Annotated in this window: 16 protein-coding genes and 1 pseudogene; 5 read left to right on the plus strand and 12 right to left on the minus strand. The window is 40.7% G+C overall.

The window, feature by feature from the left end:
- From AABK37_RS25510 to AABK37_RS25520, 3 genes and pseudogenes are all read right to left on the minus strand, one after another.
- Positions 1-552 (minus strand): annotated as a pseudogene (locus AABK37_RS25510) (hypothetical protein); the annotation flags it as partial.
- Between the two features lie 531 nt (positions 553-1,083).
- On the minus strand, positions 1,084-3,558 hold the full coding sequence (locus tag AABK37_RS25515; RefSeq protein ID WP_432554316.1) for a protein kinase domain-containing protein: 2,475 nt from the start codon (positions 3,556-3,558) through the stop codon (positions 1,084-1,086).
- 189 nt (positions 3,559-3,747) lie between these two features.
- Entirely contained in the window at positions 3,748-4,536 is a 789-nt protein-coding gene (locus AABK37_RS25520; RefSeq protein ID WP_432554317.1) for an ABC transporter permease, read from the minus strand.
- Positions 4,537-4,747: 211 nt separating this feature from the next.
- On the opposite strand from AABK37_RS25520, the gene AABK37_RS25525 reads away from it, so the two are divergent.
- Complete coding sequence (locus tag AABK37_RS25525) at positions 4,748-5,602, plus strand: HIT domain-containing protein (RefSeq protein WP_432554318.1); 855 nt, start codon at positions 4,748-4,750, stop codon at positions 5,600-5,602.
- A 268-nt stretch (positions 5,603-5,870) separates the two neighbouring features.
- Here AABK37_RS25525 and AABK37_RS25530 read toward each other — a convergent pair whose 3' ends face one another.
- The 5 genes from AABK37_RS25530 to AABK37_RS25550 form a co-directional block, all read right to left on the minus strand.
- On the minus strand, positions 5,871-6,095 hold the full coding sequence (locus AABK37_RS25530) for an HNH endonuclease (protein ID WP_432554319.1): 225 nt from the start codon (positions 6,093-6,095) through the stop codon (positions 5,871-5,873).
- Positions 6,092-6,328 (minus strand): hypothetical protein, encoded by a 237-nt coding sequence (locus AABK37_RS25535; RefSeq protein WP_432554320.1) that lies wholly within the window; start codon positions 6,326-6,328, stop codon positions 6,092-6,094. Before AABK37_RS25535 ends, AABK37_RS25530 begins: the two co-directional genes overlap by 4 nt.
- A 105-nt stretch (positions 6,329-6,433) precedes the next feature.
- Positions 6,434-6,733 (minus strand): helix-turn-helix domain-containing protein, encoded by a 300-nt coding sequence (locus tag AABK37_RS25540; protein WP_432554321.1) that lies wholly within the window; start codon positions 6,731-6,733, stop codon positions 6,434-6,436.
- A 152-nt stretch (positions 6,734-6,885) separates the two neighbouring features.
- The gene (locus AABK37_RS25545; protein WP_432554322.1) at positions 6,886-7,959 is read right to left on the minus strand and encodes a tetratricopeptide repeat protein; all 1,074 of its coding nucleotides are present in this window, start codon (positions 7,957-7,959) and stop codon (positions 6,886-6,888) included.
- A 55-nt stretch (positions 7,960-8,014) separates the two neighbouring features.
- On the minus strand, positions 8,015-8,767 hold the full coding sequence (locus AABK37_RS25550) for a Uma2 family endonuclease (RefSeq protein WP_432554323.1): 753 nt from the start codon (positions 8,765-8,767) through the stop codon (positions 8,015-8,017).
- Between the two features lie 265 nt (positions 8,768-9,032).
- Between AABK37_RS25550 and pruA the strand changes: the two genes are divergently transcribed.
- From pruA to AABK37_RS25565, 3 genes are all read left to right on the plus strand, one after another.
- Positions 9,033-12,005 carry an L-glutamate gamma-semialdehyde dehydrogenase gene (pruA, locus tag AABK37_RS25555; RefSeq protein WP_432554324.1) on the plus strand — a complete coding sequence of 991 codons (2,973 nt, stop codon included), beginning with the start codon at positions 9,033-9,035 and terminating at the stop codon, positions 12,003-12,005.
- Between the two features lie 123 nt (positions 12,006-12,128).
- Positions 12,129-12,569 carry a GNAT family N-acetyltransferase gene (locus AABK37_RS25560; protein ID WP_432554325.1) on the plus strand — a complete coding sequence of 147 codons (441 nt, stop codon included), beginning with the start codon at positions 12,129-12,131 and terminating at the stop codon, positions 12,567-12,569.
- A gap of 104 nt (positions 12,570-12,673) precedes the next feature.
- Entirely contained in the window at positions 12,674-15,505 is a 2,832-nt protein-coding gene (locus tag AABK37_RS25565) for a glycosyltransferase family 39 protein (protein WP_432554326.1), read from the plus strand.
- On the opposite strand, the gene AABK37_RS25570 is transcribed toward AABK37_RS25565, so the two are convergent.
- Both AABK37_RS25570 and AABK37_RS25575 read right to left on the minus strand, forming a co-directional pair.
- A complete protein-coding gene (locus AABK37_RS25570; RefSeq protein ID WP_432554327.1) occupies positions 15,473-17,626 on the minus strand; it encodes a PAS domain S-box protein in 2,154 nt (717 codons plus the stop codon). The genes AABK37_RS25565 and AABK37_RS25570 overlap by 33 nt on opposite strands.
- Positions 17,598-17,924, minus strand: coding sequence for a PAS domain-containing protein (locus AABK37_RS25575; RefSeq protein WP_432554328.1), 327 nt, complete (start codon positions 17,922-17,924; stop codon positions 17,598-17,600). Before AABK37_RS25575 ends, AABK37_RS25570 begins: the two co-directional genes overlap by 29 nt.
- 294 nt (positions 17,925-18,218) lie before the next feature.
- On the opposite strand from AABK37_RS25575, the gene AABK37_RS25580 reads away from it, so the two are divergent.
- On the plus strand, positions 18,219-19,145 hold the full coding sequence (locus tag AABK37_RS25580) for a cobalamin-binding protein (RefSeq protein ID WP_432554329.1): 927 nt from the start codon (positions 18,219-18,221) through the stop codon (positions 19,143-19,145).
- Here the strand turns inward: AABK37_RS25580 and AABK37_RS25585 are convergent.
- The gene (locus AABK37_RS25585; RefSeq protein ID WP_432554330.1) at positions 19,115-19,381 is read right to left on the minus strand and encodes a hypothetical protein; all 267 of its coding nucleotides are present in this window, start codon (positions 19,379-19,381) and stop codon (positions 19,115-19,117) included. The genes AABK37_RS25580 and AABK37_RS25585 overlap by 31 nt on opposite strands.
- On the minus strand, positions 19,354-19,650 hold the full coding sequence (locus AABK37_RS25590; protein WP_432554331.1) for a protealysin inhibitor emfourin: 297 nt from the start codon (positions 19,648-19,650) through the stop codon (positions 19,354-19,356). The genes AABK37_RS25585 and AABK37_RS25590 overlap by 28 nt, the downstream gene beginning before the upstream one ends.
- Between the last annotated feature and the right edge of the window lie 49 nt (positions 19,651-19,699).

Below are 19,699 nucleotides of genomic sequence, written 5' to 3' on the forward strand. Positions count from 1 at the left end.
TTGCAAATAATAACTGGTATCGAAGAATATATTAGGGTTGCGTCCCTCAATTTGACCGTACTGCAAGAAGTGTTCAAACGCTGTAATTTGACCGCTTTTTACTACTGCGTCTATATCTTGGTTTTGTTGCAAATAATAACTGGTATCGAAGAATATATTAGGGTTGCGTCCCTCAATTTGACCGTACTGCAAGAAGTGTTCAAACGCTGTAATTTGACCGCTTTTTACTGCTGCGTCTACATCTTGGTTTTGTTGCAAATAATAACTGGTATCGAAGAATATATTAGGGTTGCGTCCCTCAATTTGACCGTACTGCAAGAAGTGTCCGATCGCTGTAATTTGACCGCTTTTTACTGCTGCGTCTATATCTGGGTTTTGTTGTAAATAATAATTGCTATCAAAGCTGGCACTAAAGTTGCGTCCTTCAAATTGACCGAACTTTTGAAAGTGGTCTAACCCACTCTGGAAAATACCCGAACTGACTACTTTGGCTACATCTGAATTTTGAGCAAGATAATAGCTTTCGTTGAATAGATTTTTGATGTTTAACACAATGTCAAAATTTTCCCTTATCTACAAATTATTTGTTTCGGACTATTACCAAGGCAAATGCACAAGCTGTAACATATCTAATTTGCATATTTGACTGTTAAGACTAATAGCAGTCAATAACAAAAATAATTGCCAAATATCTGCTTTTTTTAGGCAATTCAGCTTCCCCAACATAAAAATCTACTCTGGCATTAAGTTTGAATAGCCAAATTATTAGTAGATTCTTAGTTTCATGTCCTATTAACGACTCTAAAAAAAGCTTCGACAACAGTAATTTTACGAGTATATTTTTAGGATGTAGGTGAAAGAACCGTATTTTTACGGTGTAGATTTATTGAAAAAAATAGTAATCTGGCTTGAATCTAAATAATTGGAAAATCCCCAGGTTACATGCTTGAATACTATAAGACTAATATTTGATTTTTAAAATACACGTAGGGGAGGCAAATCCACACTTTAATTTGCGTCCCCTACATATACTTACTCTTTGTACTAGGTGTTACTTACAATGTGCTGTAATTTCTGAGAAAATTAATTATATTGTGTTTTATCTACAACAAACCTGTTATTTTCAACTTTAACCAAGACACCGATACCGGGTAATGGTTTGCGATCGCCTAAATCGTTAAATTCCACCTTTGCAGTCACACCATCGGCTGAAAAATCACGCTCATTCAACGCTTCGTAGAGCTTTTGACGAGTATAATTACCCTGAGTGCGTCTGAGTGCCTCAACCATCGCCATCGTAGCATCATAAGACATTGCAGTTCGCCAGTTCACATCTCCAGTTCCCCAAAGCTTCACAGATTCCTGCTCAAACTTAGAGTTAGCACTATTACTTCTATGCCAGCGAACGGCTATTCTCAGTTTATCAACTGGAATATTAGTTTGACTAACACTTTCAAAATATGGAGTATCTGCACCGAGTATGGTGATATTTTCGCTTTGGTTAATGATAAGTGTTGCCGCAATTCTTGCGACTTTATCGCTAAAGGCTAACATGATTACTTCTGCATTAGTTTCTTTTGCTTGTTGCAAACAATTTAATACTTCAGTAGTGCTTTGAATCATTGGACACTCATTAACAAGCTGTCTTCTATTTTTGAAGACAACATTTTCAAATTCTTTCTTTAAAGATGCAGCAAATGATTCATTAGGCTCATAAAAAATAGCTGTTTTTACCAGATTTTGACGTACCATAAATTTAACTAGTTTTTCAGCCGCAGCCGAGTTATCTGGAGATACGCGAAAAATGTAGTGATTTAATTTAAAAGCAGAATCTCTAACAGCAGTACTCGTAGGAGATATAACTATCATTTTTCCGTCATAAGATGGTGCTGCTTCTTGTATACTATCGCTGGTATAATAACCGATGACTCCTAAGATATTTTCTTGAGTAGCGATCGCATCAGCTATTTGCTTAATTTTATTTTTCTGCCAACCTGTACTCACAATTTCCAAAAATAGAAGTCTTCCGTCAATCCCCTGATTCTGATTAAAATTATTTTGAACGTGAGCAAATCCGCGCAGCATTTGTTCGGCAATGTCATTTGACCCATTAAGCTGATCGTCAATAATGGGAACAGCAGCGGCAATTTTGAGAGGATTTTTTGCTTTAGCTGCTTTGGCATTGTTGAGATAAATTCGTGCTTCTGGGTCATTTTGATTACGAGCAAGGTATTTTTGGAAATATACAATAGCTTGGTTAAAATCTCCTTGCCCAAATGCAGTGCTTCCTCTTATCTTGTCGGCAAAAATTGCCTCAGAAATCCTCGGATTTTGGGGAATCAAAATTGCCTCACCGCAGCTAAAGCCATTTTGATTTTGAAAATCGCAAATAGGGGGATGTATCCACCAGTTGATTAAGAATGCGATCGCGCTTCCTAATAAAACTAATCCAATAGGCAAAAATAGTTTCTTAGCAAGCCGATTCACCCTCAAAGAAAAACTTGTACTATGGCGAAGTGTCGTAGAACTAAACTCTTCAGATTCACGCGGATTTTCCCTATTACCCGAAGGCTTTGAATTTTGATTTAGCGATATTTGCCCAGAAAGAGCAGTAATTACTTGTTCAGCAGACTCATAACGATCCTCTGGTTGATATGACAGCATCCGATCTAAAATCTCTGCCAGATTGTCGTTTACATTAACGTATTCTCTCCAAATCCATCTATTTTGATTCCAAAGCTCATTTACATTTTTACCTGTAAGCAAACAAATACAGGTTGCAGCTAAAGAATATAAATCTGAGGAAAAAAATATTCCTTTACCAGCTAGTTGCTCTGGTGGTGCAAATATCGGAGTTCCCATTGCCATTGATTGCTCAACAGGAATTTTTGGCTCTAATTTCCGCTTCACCGCAGCACCAAAATCTATCAAATAAAGCGTTCCATTTTCGTGGCGAATGATATTAGAAAGCTTGATATCTCTATGAATAACTTGTCTTTTTTCATGTATATACTTGAGTACGTTCAGGAGTTGTCCTAAATCCTGCACAACTTCATCTTCTGAAAATCGACCTTTCTTATTAAGTTCCTTATCCAAAGTTTCACCTTGGACATATTCTTGCACTAAATAAAATAATTCTTTGCGGAATTCTTCTTGGGAATCAGAAGGTGCTGGCAATTCAAAGTAATCATACAATTGAGGAATTTGTTCGTGCTTGATATCTCTCAAAGCTCTTGCCTCCTCCTCAAAAGACTTTTTTATCGATTCAAGCTCCGACTGTGAAAAAGGATTTCTATTAGTATTTCTCGGCTGTAACTGCTTGACAATACACTGCTGCTGAAGGTGAGCATCCCATGCGCGAAACGTCTTGCCAAATCCTCCCCAGCCTATTTGCTCTTTGGGTAGGTAGCGAGTCTTCAAAATTAAAGTCATTCCACAGCTACTACAGTATCTCTGCTGGTGGCTCTTAAGATTGCGGAACTCATCAGGGACTGGGTTTTCCGGATACCGACAGTTAGGATTAGTGCAGTAAATTTTCATTTCAGTATAATAAGCCATTTTATCTAGGCTGCGACACGGCAAATAATAAAAAAATTATCTATGTATTTTGGGAATTTTCATATAAATATATACATTATTTTAGCCGTAGTAAGCGATTTATCGCTTATATTGGGCACTAAAGTGCCCACTACGAGTAAAGACGTTTTGTTGTCACAGAATTAGGCAAAAAGCTTAATTTTCAAGTTTTCACGCTCCCATTCCAGAATACTGTTTTAATCCCCGACGCCACAGCAAGCGATTTACACCCAAAAATACCAAAAACCAACCAATCATTGTCAAAAATCCCCGCGTTATATCTACAGGTAGCCCAACTAAAAGACTCGCTGGGAAATTAATCAAATAAGGAAAAGGTGTTAAAAGCGCGATCGCTCTCACAGGCTCGGGAAAAACTTCCAAAGGTGCAATTAGTCCCGATAAAAATAAATAAAATAAATACCAAAAATTTTCTAACGCGCTAGCTCGTTCTGTCCAAAAAGCAAACATCGCAAAAGTATATTGAATCACAAACCGCAAAGCAAAAGCTAACATTACCGACACTGCAAACAACACCAAGTTAGCAAAACTCGGCAACCAAAAAGTCTGAGGATAAAGTACAAAAAACAATATCACCAAGAATAAAGTAAACGGCATCCGCGCAAGTCTTTCTGAAAGATGAGTGCTAATATAATGCCATGCTGGATCGAGCGGTTGTAACAATCGTGGCGAAAGTTTGCCTTCTACTACTTGCCTTTCAAACTCCCAAATTACCCAGACAACTGTAAATTGCCTAACTAAAAAAACCGCCAGAAAGTAACGCGCAAAATCCACGGGTGTTAAACCGAACTTTCCATTTTGCGCTGCTTGTATCCAAACACCCATCAAAATAATCGGTAAAGAGCCGGCAAGAACCCATAAAATTAGTTCGGCTCGATATTCAACCATGTAGGCGTAATACACTGAAAGCAAAGTTAGGGCTTTTTTAATAATTTTTTTCATTTTACTTTTGAGGGTAGCATCTTTATTATTAAACACTTAATCTGTTAGGTACAGGCGATCGCTTTTTTCGCTGTCTGACAATTCTCAGATTATTTCCGTATTTATACTGAGCTAAAAAAATTTAATAGTGCATATCTTAAAATATCCTGTTTGTATCAAAAGCAAAGCGTCTCACCTGAAGCGCGTGTAATCGCCGAAAATTTATGTGTCTATGCAAAAGCAAAAAAACAAATTCAGTCACCTCACTGCAATCGAAAGAACTTATTTATCATTTCCGGCAAAGTTTTTATTAGAAAAAAACCTGCTGAAAGGTAAAATATTAGATTTTGGTTGTGGCTTTGGTAATGATGTTAAGTTATTGCAACAAAAAGGTTTTGATATTACAGGATACGATCCTTATTATTTTCCAGAACATCCTGATGAAAAATTCGATACAATAATTTGCTTTTATGTTTTAAATGTTTTGTTTCCCGAAGAACAAGCTAACGTGATTATGGGAGTATCGCACCTCTTAAAACCGGGAGGGAAAGCGTATTTTGCCGTGAGAAGGGATATAAAAAGAGAAGGTTTTCGAGAACATTATATCCATAAAAAGGCTACCTATCAGTGTACTGTAAAACTTCCCTTTCATTCTATTAAATTAGACGATAACTGTGAACTTTACGAGTATATTCATTATAATTGTCAAAGAAATTCAACTAATAATTGTATATTTTGTAATCCTTATACGCATCTAAGTTTCTTAACCGAATCTGCCACAGCTTATGCAATTTTTGACGGTTATCCTGTAAATAAAGGTCACGTTTTGATTATCCCCAAACGCCATGTCAGTAATTATTTTGATTTACCATTAAAAGAGCAATATGCTTGCTGGCTGATGGTTAATAAAGTTCAAGAAATTCTCACCAAAAAGTTTCAACCTGATGGTTTTAATGTGGGGATGAACATTAATCGAGATGCGGGTCAAAATATAATGCACGCGAGTATTCATATCATCCCTCGTTACAAAAGTGATACCATCGGTGCTAAAGGTGGGATGAGAAATGTGATTCCCAAAATAAAATAGTTTGTAGGTTGTAGGGAGCGATCGCTTTTGTCTTGGTTTTCTAAATATTTTGTCTGGGATCGTCTGGGGCAGGATGAAAACCGCCTTTTACCCACATCTGCCTAGATTTTTGAATAAAACGGTCAGGACGGCGTTCATCGTTCAAATCAAGTCAATTACAAGTTGCTCTACCTGTAGGTGTGATACCAACAATTTTTGTAGCGTCTGCTGACCAAATAAAGTGTTCAAACCATTGTTGCCGACGAGGATTAAATAAGACAACTTCTTGCTAAGTTTCTAAGTCAATTCCAACCGTAAAATTATAGTGGCGTTCATTACATCGGCGACAAGCTAAAGCCAAATTATCCACATCATCCGAACCGCCTAAAGATTGTGGATAGATGTGGTCAATTGTTAGAGGAGATGTGCTTAGTAATTCTGGATAATGACAGTACTCACAACGATAATTAGCAAGTTTGCGGACAAACTCTTGAATATTGTTAGGAATTGTCATGCCTGGGATGCGATCGCGGCATTGATGTAACTAAAAATTACGTCCAATTCTCCAATCGCCTCTAGTTCAGCCGCTTCATCTGGTGTCAGTGAATCTGCTTTTTTCTTATCTAGAAGTTCTTGCATCCGCGCACCCAGTTCTTCAGTAAATTTGAAAAGATTAAAATTATTGACTTTTTCGACTCGAATACCAGTCGTTAGCCAGGATGAGGGTTTAACTACTATTGGAGTCATGATAGTGATTACCATTAAATATATTGCTATTGTAGTGATTTAATTCATATACATTTGGGTTTCCTGCATGAAGATGGGTTAAGATGTCAGTATCAAGCAAGTGCATTAGGTATGGCAATTCTCATCGACTTCGGAACGTCCTCTAGCGTGATAAATTGTTGCTCTTAATTGGGCAAGCGAATCATCATCTGCTAAAGCTCCTGCCTCTTGAAGGAGCATGGAACGACTGCTTTCTTGACGCAACCAGTCGTCAATTGCCACCTTTAAAAACCTCCAATCGTTCTCAATTTTGCGACCGGGAATATTTCCTTGAGAGACTTGACGTAGCAACGCTTCCACAGGTAAACGCAAATATTCTGATGCTTCTTCAAGGGTGAGAACGTCTGGTAATGTAACTTGCTCCATAAGCTACTGGTAATATGCGCTATATAACATGCGATCGTAGCAGAGATGTTGGATTTTAATGTATTTTATCAAAGCACAGCTTGAGCGTTGCTAACGACAAGTTGAACAAGAACCCCAACTTTCTCCAAGAAGTCGGGGTTCTGACAAGCTGTCTACTGTTGATACTTTCTAATCAACTCCAACGCTTTTTGGTACAACTGGGTATTTCTTTGTTGTCGAAATAGTTGAGCAGCTTTCTGCAAATCAGCAATTCCCCGTTGCTTGTCTCCCAAATCGTAGCGGACAACACCCCGGTTGTAGTAGGCATCGGCAGCGTTGGGATTAATTTTGATGGCAGAGTTGTAATCAGCAATTGCCCCTTGCTTGTCTCCCAAATCGTCGCGGGCATTACCCCGGTTGTAGTAGGCATCGGCATAGTTGGGATTAATCTTGATGGCAGAGTTGTAATCAGCAATTGCTCCAGTGTTGTCTCCCAATTGGCGGCGGGCATTACCCCGGTTGTAGTAGGCTGCGGCATAGTTGCGATTAATCTTGATGGCAGAGTTGTAATCAGCAATTGCTCCAGTGTTGTCTCCCAATTGGCGGCGGGCAACACCCCGGTTGAGGTAGGCATAGGCATCGTTGGGATTAATTTTGATGGCAGTGTTGTAATCAGCAATTGCCCCTTGCTTGTCTCCCAAGTCGGAGCGGGTAAGACCCCGGTTGTTGTAGGCTGCGGCATAGTTGGAATTAATTTTGATGGCAGAGTTGTAATCAGCAATAGCCCCTTGCTTGTCTCCCAAATCGTCGCGGGCATTACCCCGGTTGTAGTAGGCTTCGGCATAGTTGGGATTGAGGCGAATTGCTTCGGTGTAATCTGCTATAGCCCCTTTATAATCTTTCCGATTATACTTTTCATTTCCTCTAATATTAAAATCATCCGCTTTCGGTGCAGCAGCAACTACACTTGGTGGACGCACTCCCACATCTACCCCAACCGCCAGTATTTTGTACTGTTTACCAGTTCTCACCACATGATAAGCCGTCAACACAGTGTAAGTGTTGCCTGTTTGCTTGATAATAACTCCCGAACCTGTAACAGTGGGATTTTGGCTGTCAACAATTTGGACTGTAATTTCTCTGCCGATTTTTTCTACTTCTGGGGCAGAGAGGGCGGTTGTTGTTTGCGATACTAATACTATTGATGCGCCAATTAGTGCGGGTGGAAGTGCGTAATAATATTTCATATCATGTCCGTTTAATTAACATTAATATGTGATTTTTCGGACATGATATCACTATTTATTCGGACAATAAAGTATTCGGATCGATGCCTTGAGATTGCAAATAGGCGATAAGTTTTTCTTTCTGCTGACGTTCTTGTTCGGCGCGTTGGCGTTCTTGTTCTACCCTTTCTACTGCCCACGGCAACAAATTACCTGACTCATCCCACCAACGCAACCAGTAACCGGTTCTAGCTTCTTTTGTTCCTTGCCAAGTTCCTAAAAATAACTTCATTGAATCAATCCAATGAAGTCCATCAGAATTAGGTTGCTGCAATTCATATCGTCCATTTTCGAGTTGGTAAAATTCTAATAATCCTCCATTTAAATCAAAAATTATGTAAATGGTAACTTTGATAATTTGCTCGTAGAAAAACCATTTTCCAGGGGGATAAGTTCGTTTAACTGAATATTCTCCTCCATCGCTATCGGAAAGAAATTCCATCACAATTGCGGGAATATCACCTTCTAAATTGGGTGTATAGCTTTTGCGTTCTCCTAAATTTTGATTAACAGTTGGAACATAAGCCCAATCTGGTGCTTTAGCGATAAATTGTCCGTTTAAAGTAGCGCAAAGAGCAAAGTTTGACGCAATCAACATTTGAGGTTGAATAAATCCTGCAAGTTCTAAAATTTCACGCAAAGCACCAGCTAAAACTGGTTGTGATGTATTTTCCACAGGTTTATCCTCAAGTTGAAAATCTTCTGGTAAAGCTTCCCATGAAATTACCAGTTCAGTCAAAGATTTTCTTTCACCGATTTGGGTTGCCATAAATGCTGCCTTTTTGTGGAATTGCTTTTATTTTATCGGCGTGAGGTTTTTTCGTAGCTTTTTTCAACGCATCACGCACTAGGTAGCGCACTCGTTTCGCAGAGTCTTCTTTTGTGATTTTCGTGATTCTCTTCCTTATGAGCCTTGACTATTTGCATCACTTGTGAATTTTATATACATGTGGTATTCACAGAATCCAAGAGTCAAAATAGAAAATACAGGCTTTGCTAAAAAAGCCTCGCCTTAAAACTGGAGTCTGTCATCAGTGGTATTACAAGTAGAAAAAAGCACTTACGAAGCGAAAACTCAAGAAATCGCCAAACAGCTTTTAGCAGCGACGCAAGAAAATCGTTCTTTCTTCGCTTCTCTGCGCGATCAAATGCGCTTGGATGATAAGTTGCTAGCTTGGGCGATGAGCAATCCTGGATTGCGGGTGCAGCTATTTCGCTTTATCGATACTTTACCCGCTTTACACAGTAAAGCAGAAATCGCGGCGCATTTACAAGAATATTTAGGAGATGAGTCTGTAGAATTACCGACTGCTCTTAAGCAAATGCTAAACTTTGCTAACCCTGATTCTATGCCGGGACAAGTTGCCGCGACAACTGTCGGGACAGCGGTTGAAACTCTAGCGCATAAATATATTTCTGGGGAAAATATTAAACAAGTCATCAAAACGGTTGAGAAACTGCGTAAAGAAAAAATGGCTTTCACCATCGATTTGCTGGGTGAAGCGGTAATTACTGAAACTGAAGCGCAGTTTTATCTTGACCGTTATTTGGAATTAATGCAACAACTCGCAGAAGCATCTAAGAGTTGGAGTAAAGTTCCGGCAATTGATGAAGCTGATGTGGCAAAAGTCCAGGTTTCTGTAAAGTTAACCGCGTTTTATTCGCAATTTGACCCGTTAGATGCTAAAGGTAGTGAAGAGCGAGTAAGTTCGCGGATTCGTACTTTGTTACGTCGTGCGAAAGAGTTGGGTGCTGCTGTTCACTTTGATATGGAACAGTACGCTTATAAAAACTTAACTTTTAGCATCTTGAAGAAAATCTTGTTGGAAGATGAGTTTAAGCAACGCACAGATATTGGGATGACAATTCAAGCGTATCTGCGCGACAGTGAAGAAGATGCACGTAACTTGATTGCTTGGGCAAAACAGCGCGGTTATCCGATTACAATTCGTTTAGTGAAAGGCGCGTATTGGGATCAGGAAACGATTAAAGCTGCACAAAAACATTGGCAACAACCAGTTTACAATGATAAGGCGGCAACGGATGCGAATTTTGAAACGATAACGCAGCTGTTGCTGGAGAATCATGAATATGTGTATGCTGCTATTGGTAGTCATAACGTACGATCGCAAGCCAGAGCGATCGCTATTGCTGAAAGTTTAAATGTCCCCCGGCGTTGCTTTGAAATGCAAGTTCTCTACGGTATGGGTGATAAACTAGCTTCAGCGTTGGTCGATCGGGGTTATCGAGTTCGAGTTTACTGTCCTTATGGAGAGTTGTTGCCGGGAATGGCGTATTTAATTCGCCGTTTGTTGGAGAATACCGCAAATAGTTCGTTTTTGCGGCAAAATATGGAAAATCGCCCTGTTGAGGAGTTAATTGCACCACCTCTTGTCAGACAAGGAGACTTCCCCCCCTCCCCCACTCCCCCCCTCACCCCCTCCTTGTTCGCTGTGGATACGGATTATGCTGAGGAAAAAGCGATAAGGCTTTCTCAGCAAGCTTTGCAAGATGTGCGTCGGCAGTTTGGGAAGACTTATTTACCTTTGGTGAATGGGGAGTATGTAGAAACTCAGGATGTTGTTGATTCTGTTAATCCGTCGAATTTTAGCGAAATAGTGGGGAAAATTGGGCTTCTGAGTGTGGAACAAGCACAAGAAGCGATGAAAGCTGCAAAATCTGCTTTTCCTGCTTGGAGGAAAACTCCGGTGAAGCAACGTGCGGGGATTTTGCGGAAAGCTGGGGATTTGATGGAACAACGCCGCGCTGAGTTTTCAGCTTGGATTGTTTTGGAAGTCGGTAAGCCTGTGCGGGAAGCGGATGCGGAGGTTTCTGAGGCGATAGATTTTTGTCGCTACTATGCGGATGAAATGGAACGGTTGGATGAGGGTGTTAATTATGACGTTCCGGGGGAAAATAATCGTTATATTTACCAGCCACGAGGAATTGCGGTGGTGATTTCGCCTTGGAATTTTCCTTTGGCGATCGCTTGCGGAATGACTGTTGCTGCTTTGGTTGCGGGTAATTGCACGTTTCTCAAACCGGCGGAAACTTCCTCTGTAATTGCCGCGAAGTTAACGGAGGTTTTGGTTGAAGCGGGAATACCTAAAGGTGTTTTTCAATACGTTCCGGGTAAGGGTTCGCAAGTTGGCGCTTATTTGGTGAATCATGTTGATACTCATGTCATTGCTTTTACAGGTTCGCAAGAAGTAGGTTGTCGAATTTACGCAGAAGCGGCAATTCTCAAACCCGGTCAAAAGCATATGAAGCGAGTGATTGCGGAGATGGGAGGCAAGAATGCAATTATTGTGGATGAAAGTGCTGATTTAGACGCGGCTGTTTTGGGAGTTGTCCAATCGGCGTTTGGTTACAGCGGACAAAAATGTTCTGCTTGTTCGCGTGTAATTGTGGTTGAACCGATTTATAATACCTTTGTGGAGCGCTTTGTCGAAGCGACAAAATCGTTGAATATTGGCGAGGCTGAGTTACCAAGTACTCAGGTAGGACCAGTGATTGATGCTGCGGCACGCGATCGCATCCACGAGTATATTGAAAAAGGACACGCTGAAGCAAAAGCGGCTTTGGAAATGTCAGCACCCGATAATGGCTATTTTATCGGACCTGTGATATTTAGTGAAGTATCGCCAGATTCGACAATTGCCCAACAAGAAATTTTCGGTCCAGTTGTTGCGGTAATTCGCGTGAAGGATTTTGAAGAAGCGTTGGAAGTTGCAAATGGGACAAATTACGCTTTGACTGGAGGACTTTATTCAAGAACTCCTTCGCACATTGAACAAGCGCAGTCTGAGTTTGAAGTCGGTAATTTGTACGTTAATCGCAATATTACAGGTGCGATCGTTGCTCGTCAACCGTTTGGTGGTTTTAAGCTTTCAGGGGTGGGTTCTAAGGCTGGGGGTCCCGATTACCTGTTACAATTCTTGGAACCGCGCACAATAACGGAAAATATTCAACGTCAAGGTTTTGCACCGATTGAGGGTGCAGATTAATGTAGGGGTGGGGTTTCCCCACCTTATTTTATATCGAACCGCGTTCGCGCAGCGTCTCCGACAGGAGAAGGGCGCAAAGAACGCGTTCGCGTAGCGTCTCCGACAAGAGAAGAAAAGAGTTTGATGAGTGATTTAGTTGTTAGGTTAGCGGATTTTCCGGAAGAGTTTTTGGAGATTAAGGCTATTAGAAAAATCGTTTTTCAAGACGAACAAGGGGTAGAAGAAGCTTTAGATTTTGATGGTAAAGATGAAATATGCGACCATTTAATTGCTTTTTTGGATGATAAAGCTGTGGGAACGGCGAGGATAAGATATATAGATGATAAAACTGTCAAAATAGAAAGGCTTGCTGTTTTATCTCCGGCTAGAGGTCAAGGTATTGGTAAGAAAATTATTGAACAGGCGTTGTTAATTATAGCAAACAAGAAGATTCCGGAAGTTGTGATTAACGCCCAAGAGTATATAAAAGGTTTATACTACAAATTCGGTTTTGCCGAAGAGGGAGAAATATTTATAGAAGCGGGTATTCCCCATGTCAAAATGAGCAAAACATTAATAATGTAGGGGCGGGGTCTCCCCGCCCTTACAATAATTTAAAATTGGGACATTATATAAATTTATAATTTATAATTCTTCACTTTTAACCGATCGCACAAGCGAAGCGATTTATGGCTGCCAAAAAGAAGCGAAATAAATATAATAGTATACTGATTCTGGGGATAATTTGGCTGATATCGGCTTTATGCGATCGCTTTTGGTTTACACTAGATCGCTCAGTTCCCAGTTGGGATCAAGCAGATTACCTAACCGGCACGTTAAACTATTGGCGAGCGTTACAAAATCCTCAATGGTCAGATGCAGAATGGTGGCAAGGTTTTTGGCTGCTATCTTCTAAAATACCGCCTTTAACTTACATTATTACAGCTATTGTTCAAAATATCTTTGGAAGGAGTGCAGATCAAGCTACTTTAGTAATGCTGTTATTTAGCGGGATTTTACTTTTGTCAGTTTATGGCTTGGGTAAAGTGCTATTTAACGAGTCTGTAGGTTTATGGGCAGCTGCATTATGTCAAATTTTACCCGGTCTTTATCGCCTGCGTTTAGAATTTCTCTTAGATTATCCTCTCGCATCTGTCGTTACCCTAAGTTTTTATTGCCTCACAGTTTGGAAAGTTAGGGGAGAGGGGGAGTGGGGGAGTGGGGGAGTGGGGGAGTGGGGAAGACAAGGACGACTTGGAGGACAAGGAGGACTCCTTGGAGACAAAGAGGAATTTGTTTCCCCATCTCCCTCATCTCCCTCATCTCCCTCATCTCCCTTGTCTCCCCCATCCCCCCCCTCTCCCCCTCCCCCCCTCCTCCCCTCCCTCTTCTGGGCAGCTGCTTTTGGTTTATCGTTAGGATTAGCTTTATTAGTGAAGCAAACTGCGTTATTCTTTTTATTAACACCGATCGCTTGGGTAGGATTTACAACGTTACGTCAACGACGCTGGAAACGTTTAGCACAGCTACTAGGTAGTTTATGCTTGTCTGTATTGGTGTTTGCACCCTGGTATCGCACCAATTGGTTAATTATCCTTACTTCTAGTAAAAGAGCAACATTAGATTCTGCTGTTGCTGAACATGAAGCACCTTTAAATACACTACAAGCTTGGACTTATTATTGGCATCAATTACCAAATCAAGTTTCTTTACCTTTATTACTTGTACCCATATTTGCCTTACTACTCTATTGGGGACATGTTAGGGAAGAAAGACTTGAAGACAACGAGACTTGGAGACAAGGAAACTTAGAGACAATTCTTTCTCCCCATCCCCCCCTCTCCCCATCCCCCCATCTCCCCCTCTCCTACTCCCTGAAATGGATCGCAATATTTTGGGTAGGAAGTTATCTACTATCATCCCTCAACCCTAACAAGGACGATCGCTATGTCTTACCCTATTTACCAGTACTATCATTATTCTTGGCTTATGGGTTAACTTGTTCTCGTCATCTTTGGGCAAAGCGTACCCGCTTTTATACTGTTGGTTTGGCAATAATTTTGATGTTACTCAACTTGTTTCCTGTGGGAGGTGTTTTGGGTAGTTGGATGACGCAAACTTTAAGTCCGCGATCGCAGTATTATCCTTATTTAGGAATTGAGTTACCACACCGACAAGTTATTGCCCAAATTATCCAAACTGAACCGTATCTGCGTTCTACGCTGGGAGTTTTGCCTTCTACTGCTGAAATTAACCAGCACAATTTAAATTATTATGGCGCATTAGAGAACTTTCAAGTTTATGGACGACAGGTAGGAACAAGGAAAAAGTTTCTTGAACAAGATAGGCGATCGCTTTCTTGGTTTCTCACCAAAACTGGTAATCAAGGTTCAATTCCACAAAACCAAGCTGCCATAGTCGAAGCTGTACAGACATCACCAGATTTCGAGTTAAATAAGTCTTGGAAGTTAAGCGATCGCAGTCTTCTGAAACTTTATCATCAAAAGCTGCCACCCGTAGAAGTAAAATCTCTATCGGCAATAACGAGTGAGCGGATTATTCTATCACGAGTCACAGTTCCCAAAAAAGCGCCGCCAGGAATACCTGTACCTGTAACTTATGAGTGGTCTGGTTCCTCGCAAGAGTTACAACAAGGTTTGGTATTATTAACTTGGCGAAACACTGATAATTCAAAATGGTTACACGATCACGGTATCGCAATGGGCAATTTGCATTCCACTTCAAATCAGCATTTATCAGTTATTGAAAGAATGGCGATGCTACCAACTGCTGATACACCACCAGGAATTTACACCTTAAAAGCAACTTATCTCAATCGAGTTTCTGGCGAAAGTTATCCGCTGAAAGTGCCCAAAGTTACTTTGCAAATCGACCCTCAAGCCACCGCTACACCAGCACCGGAGTTAGATTTAGTAACGCAATTACGCATATTAGGAGCTAATTTATCCAAAGGTGCATCGGCGTTAGGACAAATATTTGATGAAGTAGGACGTATCAATCAATACGACCCTAGTCAGGATTATTTGGTACAAGGAAGATTAACTTTAGGATATAGATTAGAGCATATTGCCCAAAATCGCGATTGGGCGTATGCTTTAGCTTTAGCAAACGTATTGCAAAGAAGAGTGAATGATGCGATCGCATCTTTAACTACAGTAACTCAATTAGACGCAGAAAATCCCTACGCTTACGGCTATCTAGCATTTGTCCAACTCTACAATTGGCAACCAGCAGCAGCACAAAAATCCCTACAACCTGGTTTAGCCAAAAACCCCAACATCACTGAACTAAAAGGACTTTCAGCAGTTTCCTACCTGATGCAAGGCAACATAATTAAAGCATGGCAGATTTATAGGGACTGGGGAATGGGGAATGGGGCATGGGGCATGGGGCATGGGGCATGGAAAGAATCTCTTATTCCCAATGCCCAATGCCCAATGCCCAATGCCCATTGCCCAATTACCCAATTACCCATTACCCAAATATCGCATCAATATTAACTCTAATTGAACGATACCAATCGGTTTGCTAAGATAATCGTTAGCACCAGCTTGGCACAAGCTTGCGCTATCTACAGTCATTCCCATTGGTGTCATAATTACCACTGGCAAATCTTGCCAAGAAGGTATTTGTCGCAGAAGATTCAGTAAATCCCATCCGCTGACATCTCCAGTTAAATGCACATCCAACAAAATTAAATCTGGTTGAAAATTTCTTACCCGATGCAAAAAGCTGTTTGAGTCGAGACTTTTCTGAACCTGATAGCCAATTGTCTGAAGATAATCTTGCAGCAATGTAGCAGTGTTTTCCTCGTCTTCCACAAGCAAGATGCGTTTATTAATTGTAGTAGCGGCGACACTCGGACTAGAAGATACCGGAAAAGAAACAAAAGATAAATTATTTTCTTTTTCCCACTTTGCTGCTGACTGATGAATTTGATTTGGTAGAAACAGCATAAATCGACTACCTTCTCCCAAAGTCGATTCTACTGTCACATCTCCACCATGCATCCGTGCTAATTTGCGCGTCAAAGCTAAACCTAAACCAGTACCTTCGTACTGGCGATTTAAGCGACTGTCAAGCTGTTTAAACGGTTCAAACAAAAATTGAAATTGACTTGAGTCAATACCAATACCCGTATCTGAGACTGTAAATATCATCCCTTGCGGTACTTTTTTCACTGTTAGCGATACTTTACCCGCTGGGGTGAATTTTATCGCATTGGTGAGCAGATTTAGTAGCATTTGTTTAATTCGTCGCTCATCGGCAATGCAAACACCTGCCTCTGGATATATTTCGGTTGTGAGTTGCAATTTCTTTTCTAAAGCGCGATCGCACACTGTCGAGATTACAGAGTTACAAATATCTTGCACTTGCAAAGGTAACAGCATTAATTCTTCTTTGTCGGCTTCTACCCTAGACAAATCAAGGACATCGTTAATTAGTGCCAGCAACTGCTCACCACTACTATATATATAATTTACATATTCTTCTTGCTTATCATTCAGCGTGCCAACTATTTTTTGTTGCAGCAACTGAGATAAGCCCATAATTGCATTCAGAGGTGTACGCAGTTCATGACTCATAGTTGCTAAAAATTCACTTTTTGCCCGACTGCTTACTTCTGCTGCTTCTTTAGTTTTAAGCAATTTCAACTCAGTTCGCTTGCGTTCTGTGATATCTTCTATAATGGTGAGGAAAAATTCCGGTTGATTATTTGTGTCGTCAATCAAAGAAACCGAAATGTGAGTCCAAACTAAGCTACCATCTTTATGTTGAAAACGCAATTCTTTCTGGAAACAACGGCGATTTTCTGCTAATATTTGTTGGGACTGTAAATCTGTAGTCAAATCTTCATAATAAATATAATCTGTAAGCCGTTTGTCGCATAGTTCTTCTTGATTGTAACCCAGCATCTGACATAAAGCCGGATTACTATCTACTATCTTTTCATCCATATTTGCCAAGCTAATACCAATAGAAGAACGCTCAAACATTGCCCGGAATTTTGCCTGACTCTTTCTTAGTGCTGACTGTGCAGCGTTTCGCTCGCTGATTTCGATTGCTAGCTTGACGAAATCTGCAATTGAGGCAGCAAAATTCTCTTCCTCCAAAGTCCATTGCCGAAGACTGTTAATGTGTTGGTGGCAAACTACCCCGATTAATCGACTTCCTAACCAAATCGGTGCATACAGCACCGATGTAACCCCAAATATAGAAAGATAAGAGGAGAATTCTTGGGTTCTTTTATCGTTGAAAACATCATTTACTGCAATGCTACGTTCCTCTTCCAAAGCTTGAAAATAAGCTGGACAATTTGCTTTTAAAAGGGAAAGACCGGCGGTATGTTGGTTTGTGCTGACATCATATAAATCAATGCATTCAATTTTTGAAGAGTCTGAGCTGTATAACCATACCCCAACTCGCTGCACTAAAAGCGATCGCGCTGCTGCTTCGGTGATTTCCTTTAATGTTGCCTGAAGATTGCCTTGCTCGAATGTATTGCTTTTTGCCAGTTGCATCAGTGTCTGGCTTTGCGATCGCAGACAATCTTCTGGTATGAGCAAATCCTCTTTTGTTTGCTTGCGTTCTCTAATATCTCTCACTGCCAACACTCGCATTTCTTGCTCCTGGGAATGATTTTGCCTTGCAGTTGAACGGTAAAAGTAAAACCGTTTTTTTAACTACAACGACTTCATCGGGTTTTTCATAATTAGAAAGAATATTTTTTCGGATAAATTCTTGTGATTCTGGTATAATTTCAAGACTGTTTTTGCCAATCAGGTCTTTAACTTGATAACCAGTCATTGTCACGAAAGCATGATTCGCATTAAAAATAATTTCGTCGTCATTATGTACTGTTATCCCTTGATACGTTGTCGCACAGAAGCAACATATATTGACTTTGCTATCAAACATAATAGAAGAATATAATATATTTTTATCATTAAATGATAAATTTAATATAGCTATAAGATTAAGATTTTAAGTGATCCCAAAGACAAATAAATTTATTGATTTTTATAGTACTGGTTAATTTCGGTTGTTCCAAATGACCATTTACTGTAAAAAAGTGGCGAAGATACTCTTCATCTACCCTCTGCCCATATTTTTATCTTCCTACTGACAGTTGTGGATTCTCCTGAAGAAAGATACATAATAAGACCGAATTTTGCGACAATTGAAATAATAAGCTGTTGCGAAGGTGGAGCAATGACAGAGAGTAACGTGAGAATTGTCTCCCTAATTCCCAGTGGAACGGAGATTTTAGCCGCATTGGGTTTAACTGATATGATTGTGGGGCGATCGCACGAATGTGACTACCCTCCAGAAATCAAAAATCGCCCTATTTGCACCCAAGCAAGACTAAACACCAATGCACCCAGCGCCGAAATTCATGATAAAGTCAACAACTTGTTGCAATCTGCCCTCAGCATCTATCAAATCAAAACAGATGTTTTAGAACAATTGCAGCCCACTCACATTGTCACGCAAGACCAGTGTGATGTTTGTGCTGTCAGTCTTAGTGATGTCGAAAAGGCAGTTGCTAGCCTTACCCACAATTCACCCCAAATTATTTCCTTGCAACCCAACGTTCTCAAGGATGTTTGGACGGATATTGAGCGAGTCAGCAAAGCCTTCAACGTTGATTCAGTCAAGGTGTTAGAAAATTTAGAAGCTCGTGTCAAAATTGTAGAGCAAAAAGTCCAAGGACTTTCTTTAACAGAACTGCCGAAAGTCGCTTGTATCGAATGGACTGAACCTTTAATGACTGCTTCCAATTGGATTCCGGAATTAATCAACTTAGCAGGAGGACAATCGCTGTTTAGCGTTGCCGGTCAGCCTTCAGCTCAGTTGCAGTGGGAAACACTCATAGCTAGCAATCCAGATGCAGTCATTTTTCTGCCTTGCGGCTTTGATTTAAATCGCACTCGTCAAGAAGCGCAATTATTAACTCAAAATCCAGAATGGCAAAAACTCCACGCCACCCAAAGTGGTAGGGTGTATATTACTGATGGTAATGCCTATTTCAACCGTCCAGGACCGCGATTAGCAGATTCTTTAGAAATTTTGGCAGAAATTCTGCATCCGGAAATCTTTGAATACGGTTACAAAGGAACCGGTTGGGAAGTTTTGTAATAGATAATGGGGCATTGGGCATGGGGCATTGGGCATTGGGCATTGGGCATTGGGCATTGGGCATTGGGCATTGGGCATCGGATAAATTCTTCCTTGTCCCCCTTGTCCCCTTGTCCTCTTGTCTCCTTGTCCCCTTGTCCCCCTGTCCCCTTGTCCCCCTGTCCCCTCGTCCCCCTTGTCCCCCTGTCCCCCTGTCCCCCTGTCCCCCTCACCTTGTCGGTGCGTTTTTCAGCCATTCAATTAGGGATTTTAAGTCACCGGAGAGTGCAGACTCACCTACGGTGATGGTATGTTGCTTACCGTTATCTTCTACAGTCAAGGTATATTGAAAGCGATCGCTTCCTCGCGTATCCGAAGCGATCGTTTGCGGTAATTCAAAGAAACCCGCAGATTGAATTAGTTGAGAAACTTGGTTAGATTCGTTTGGTGGCAGAGTAGCTGTATCAATATTTGTAGTCCTGGTTATTCCAGCAAAGCCACCTGAGCGTTCTAAGGAGATCCGCATTTTTAAGTCTCCGTCGTGTTGTATGCGCTGCGAAAAATACAAAAACTAG

It is taken from the genome of Tolypothrix sp. VBCCA 56010 (genome assembly GCF_050875635.1).
GTDB lineage: Bacteria > Cyanobacteriota > Cyanobacteriia > Cyanobacteriales > Nostocaceae > Hassallia.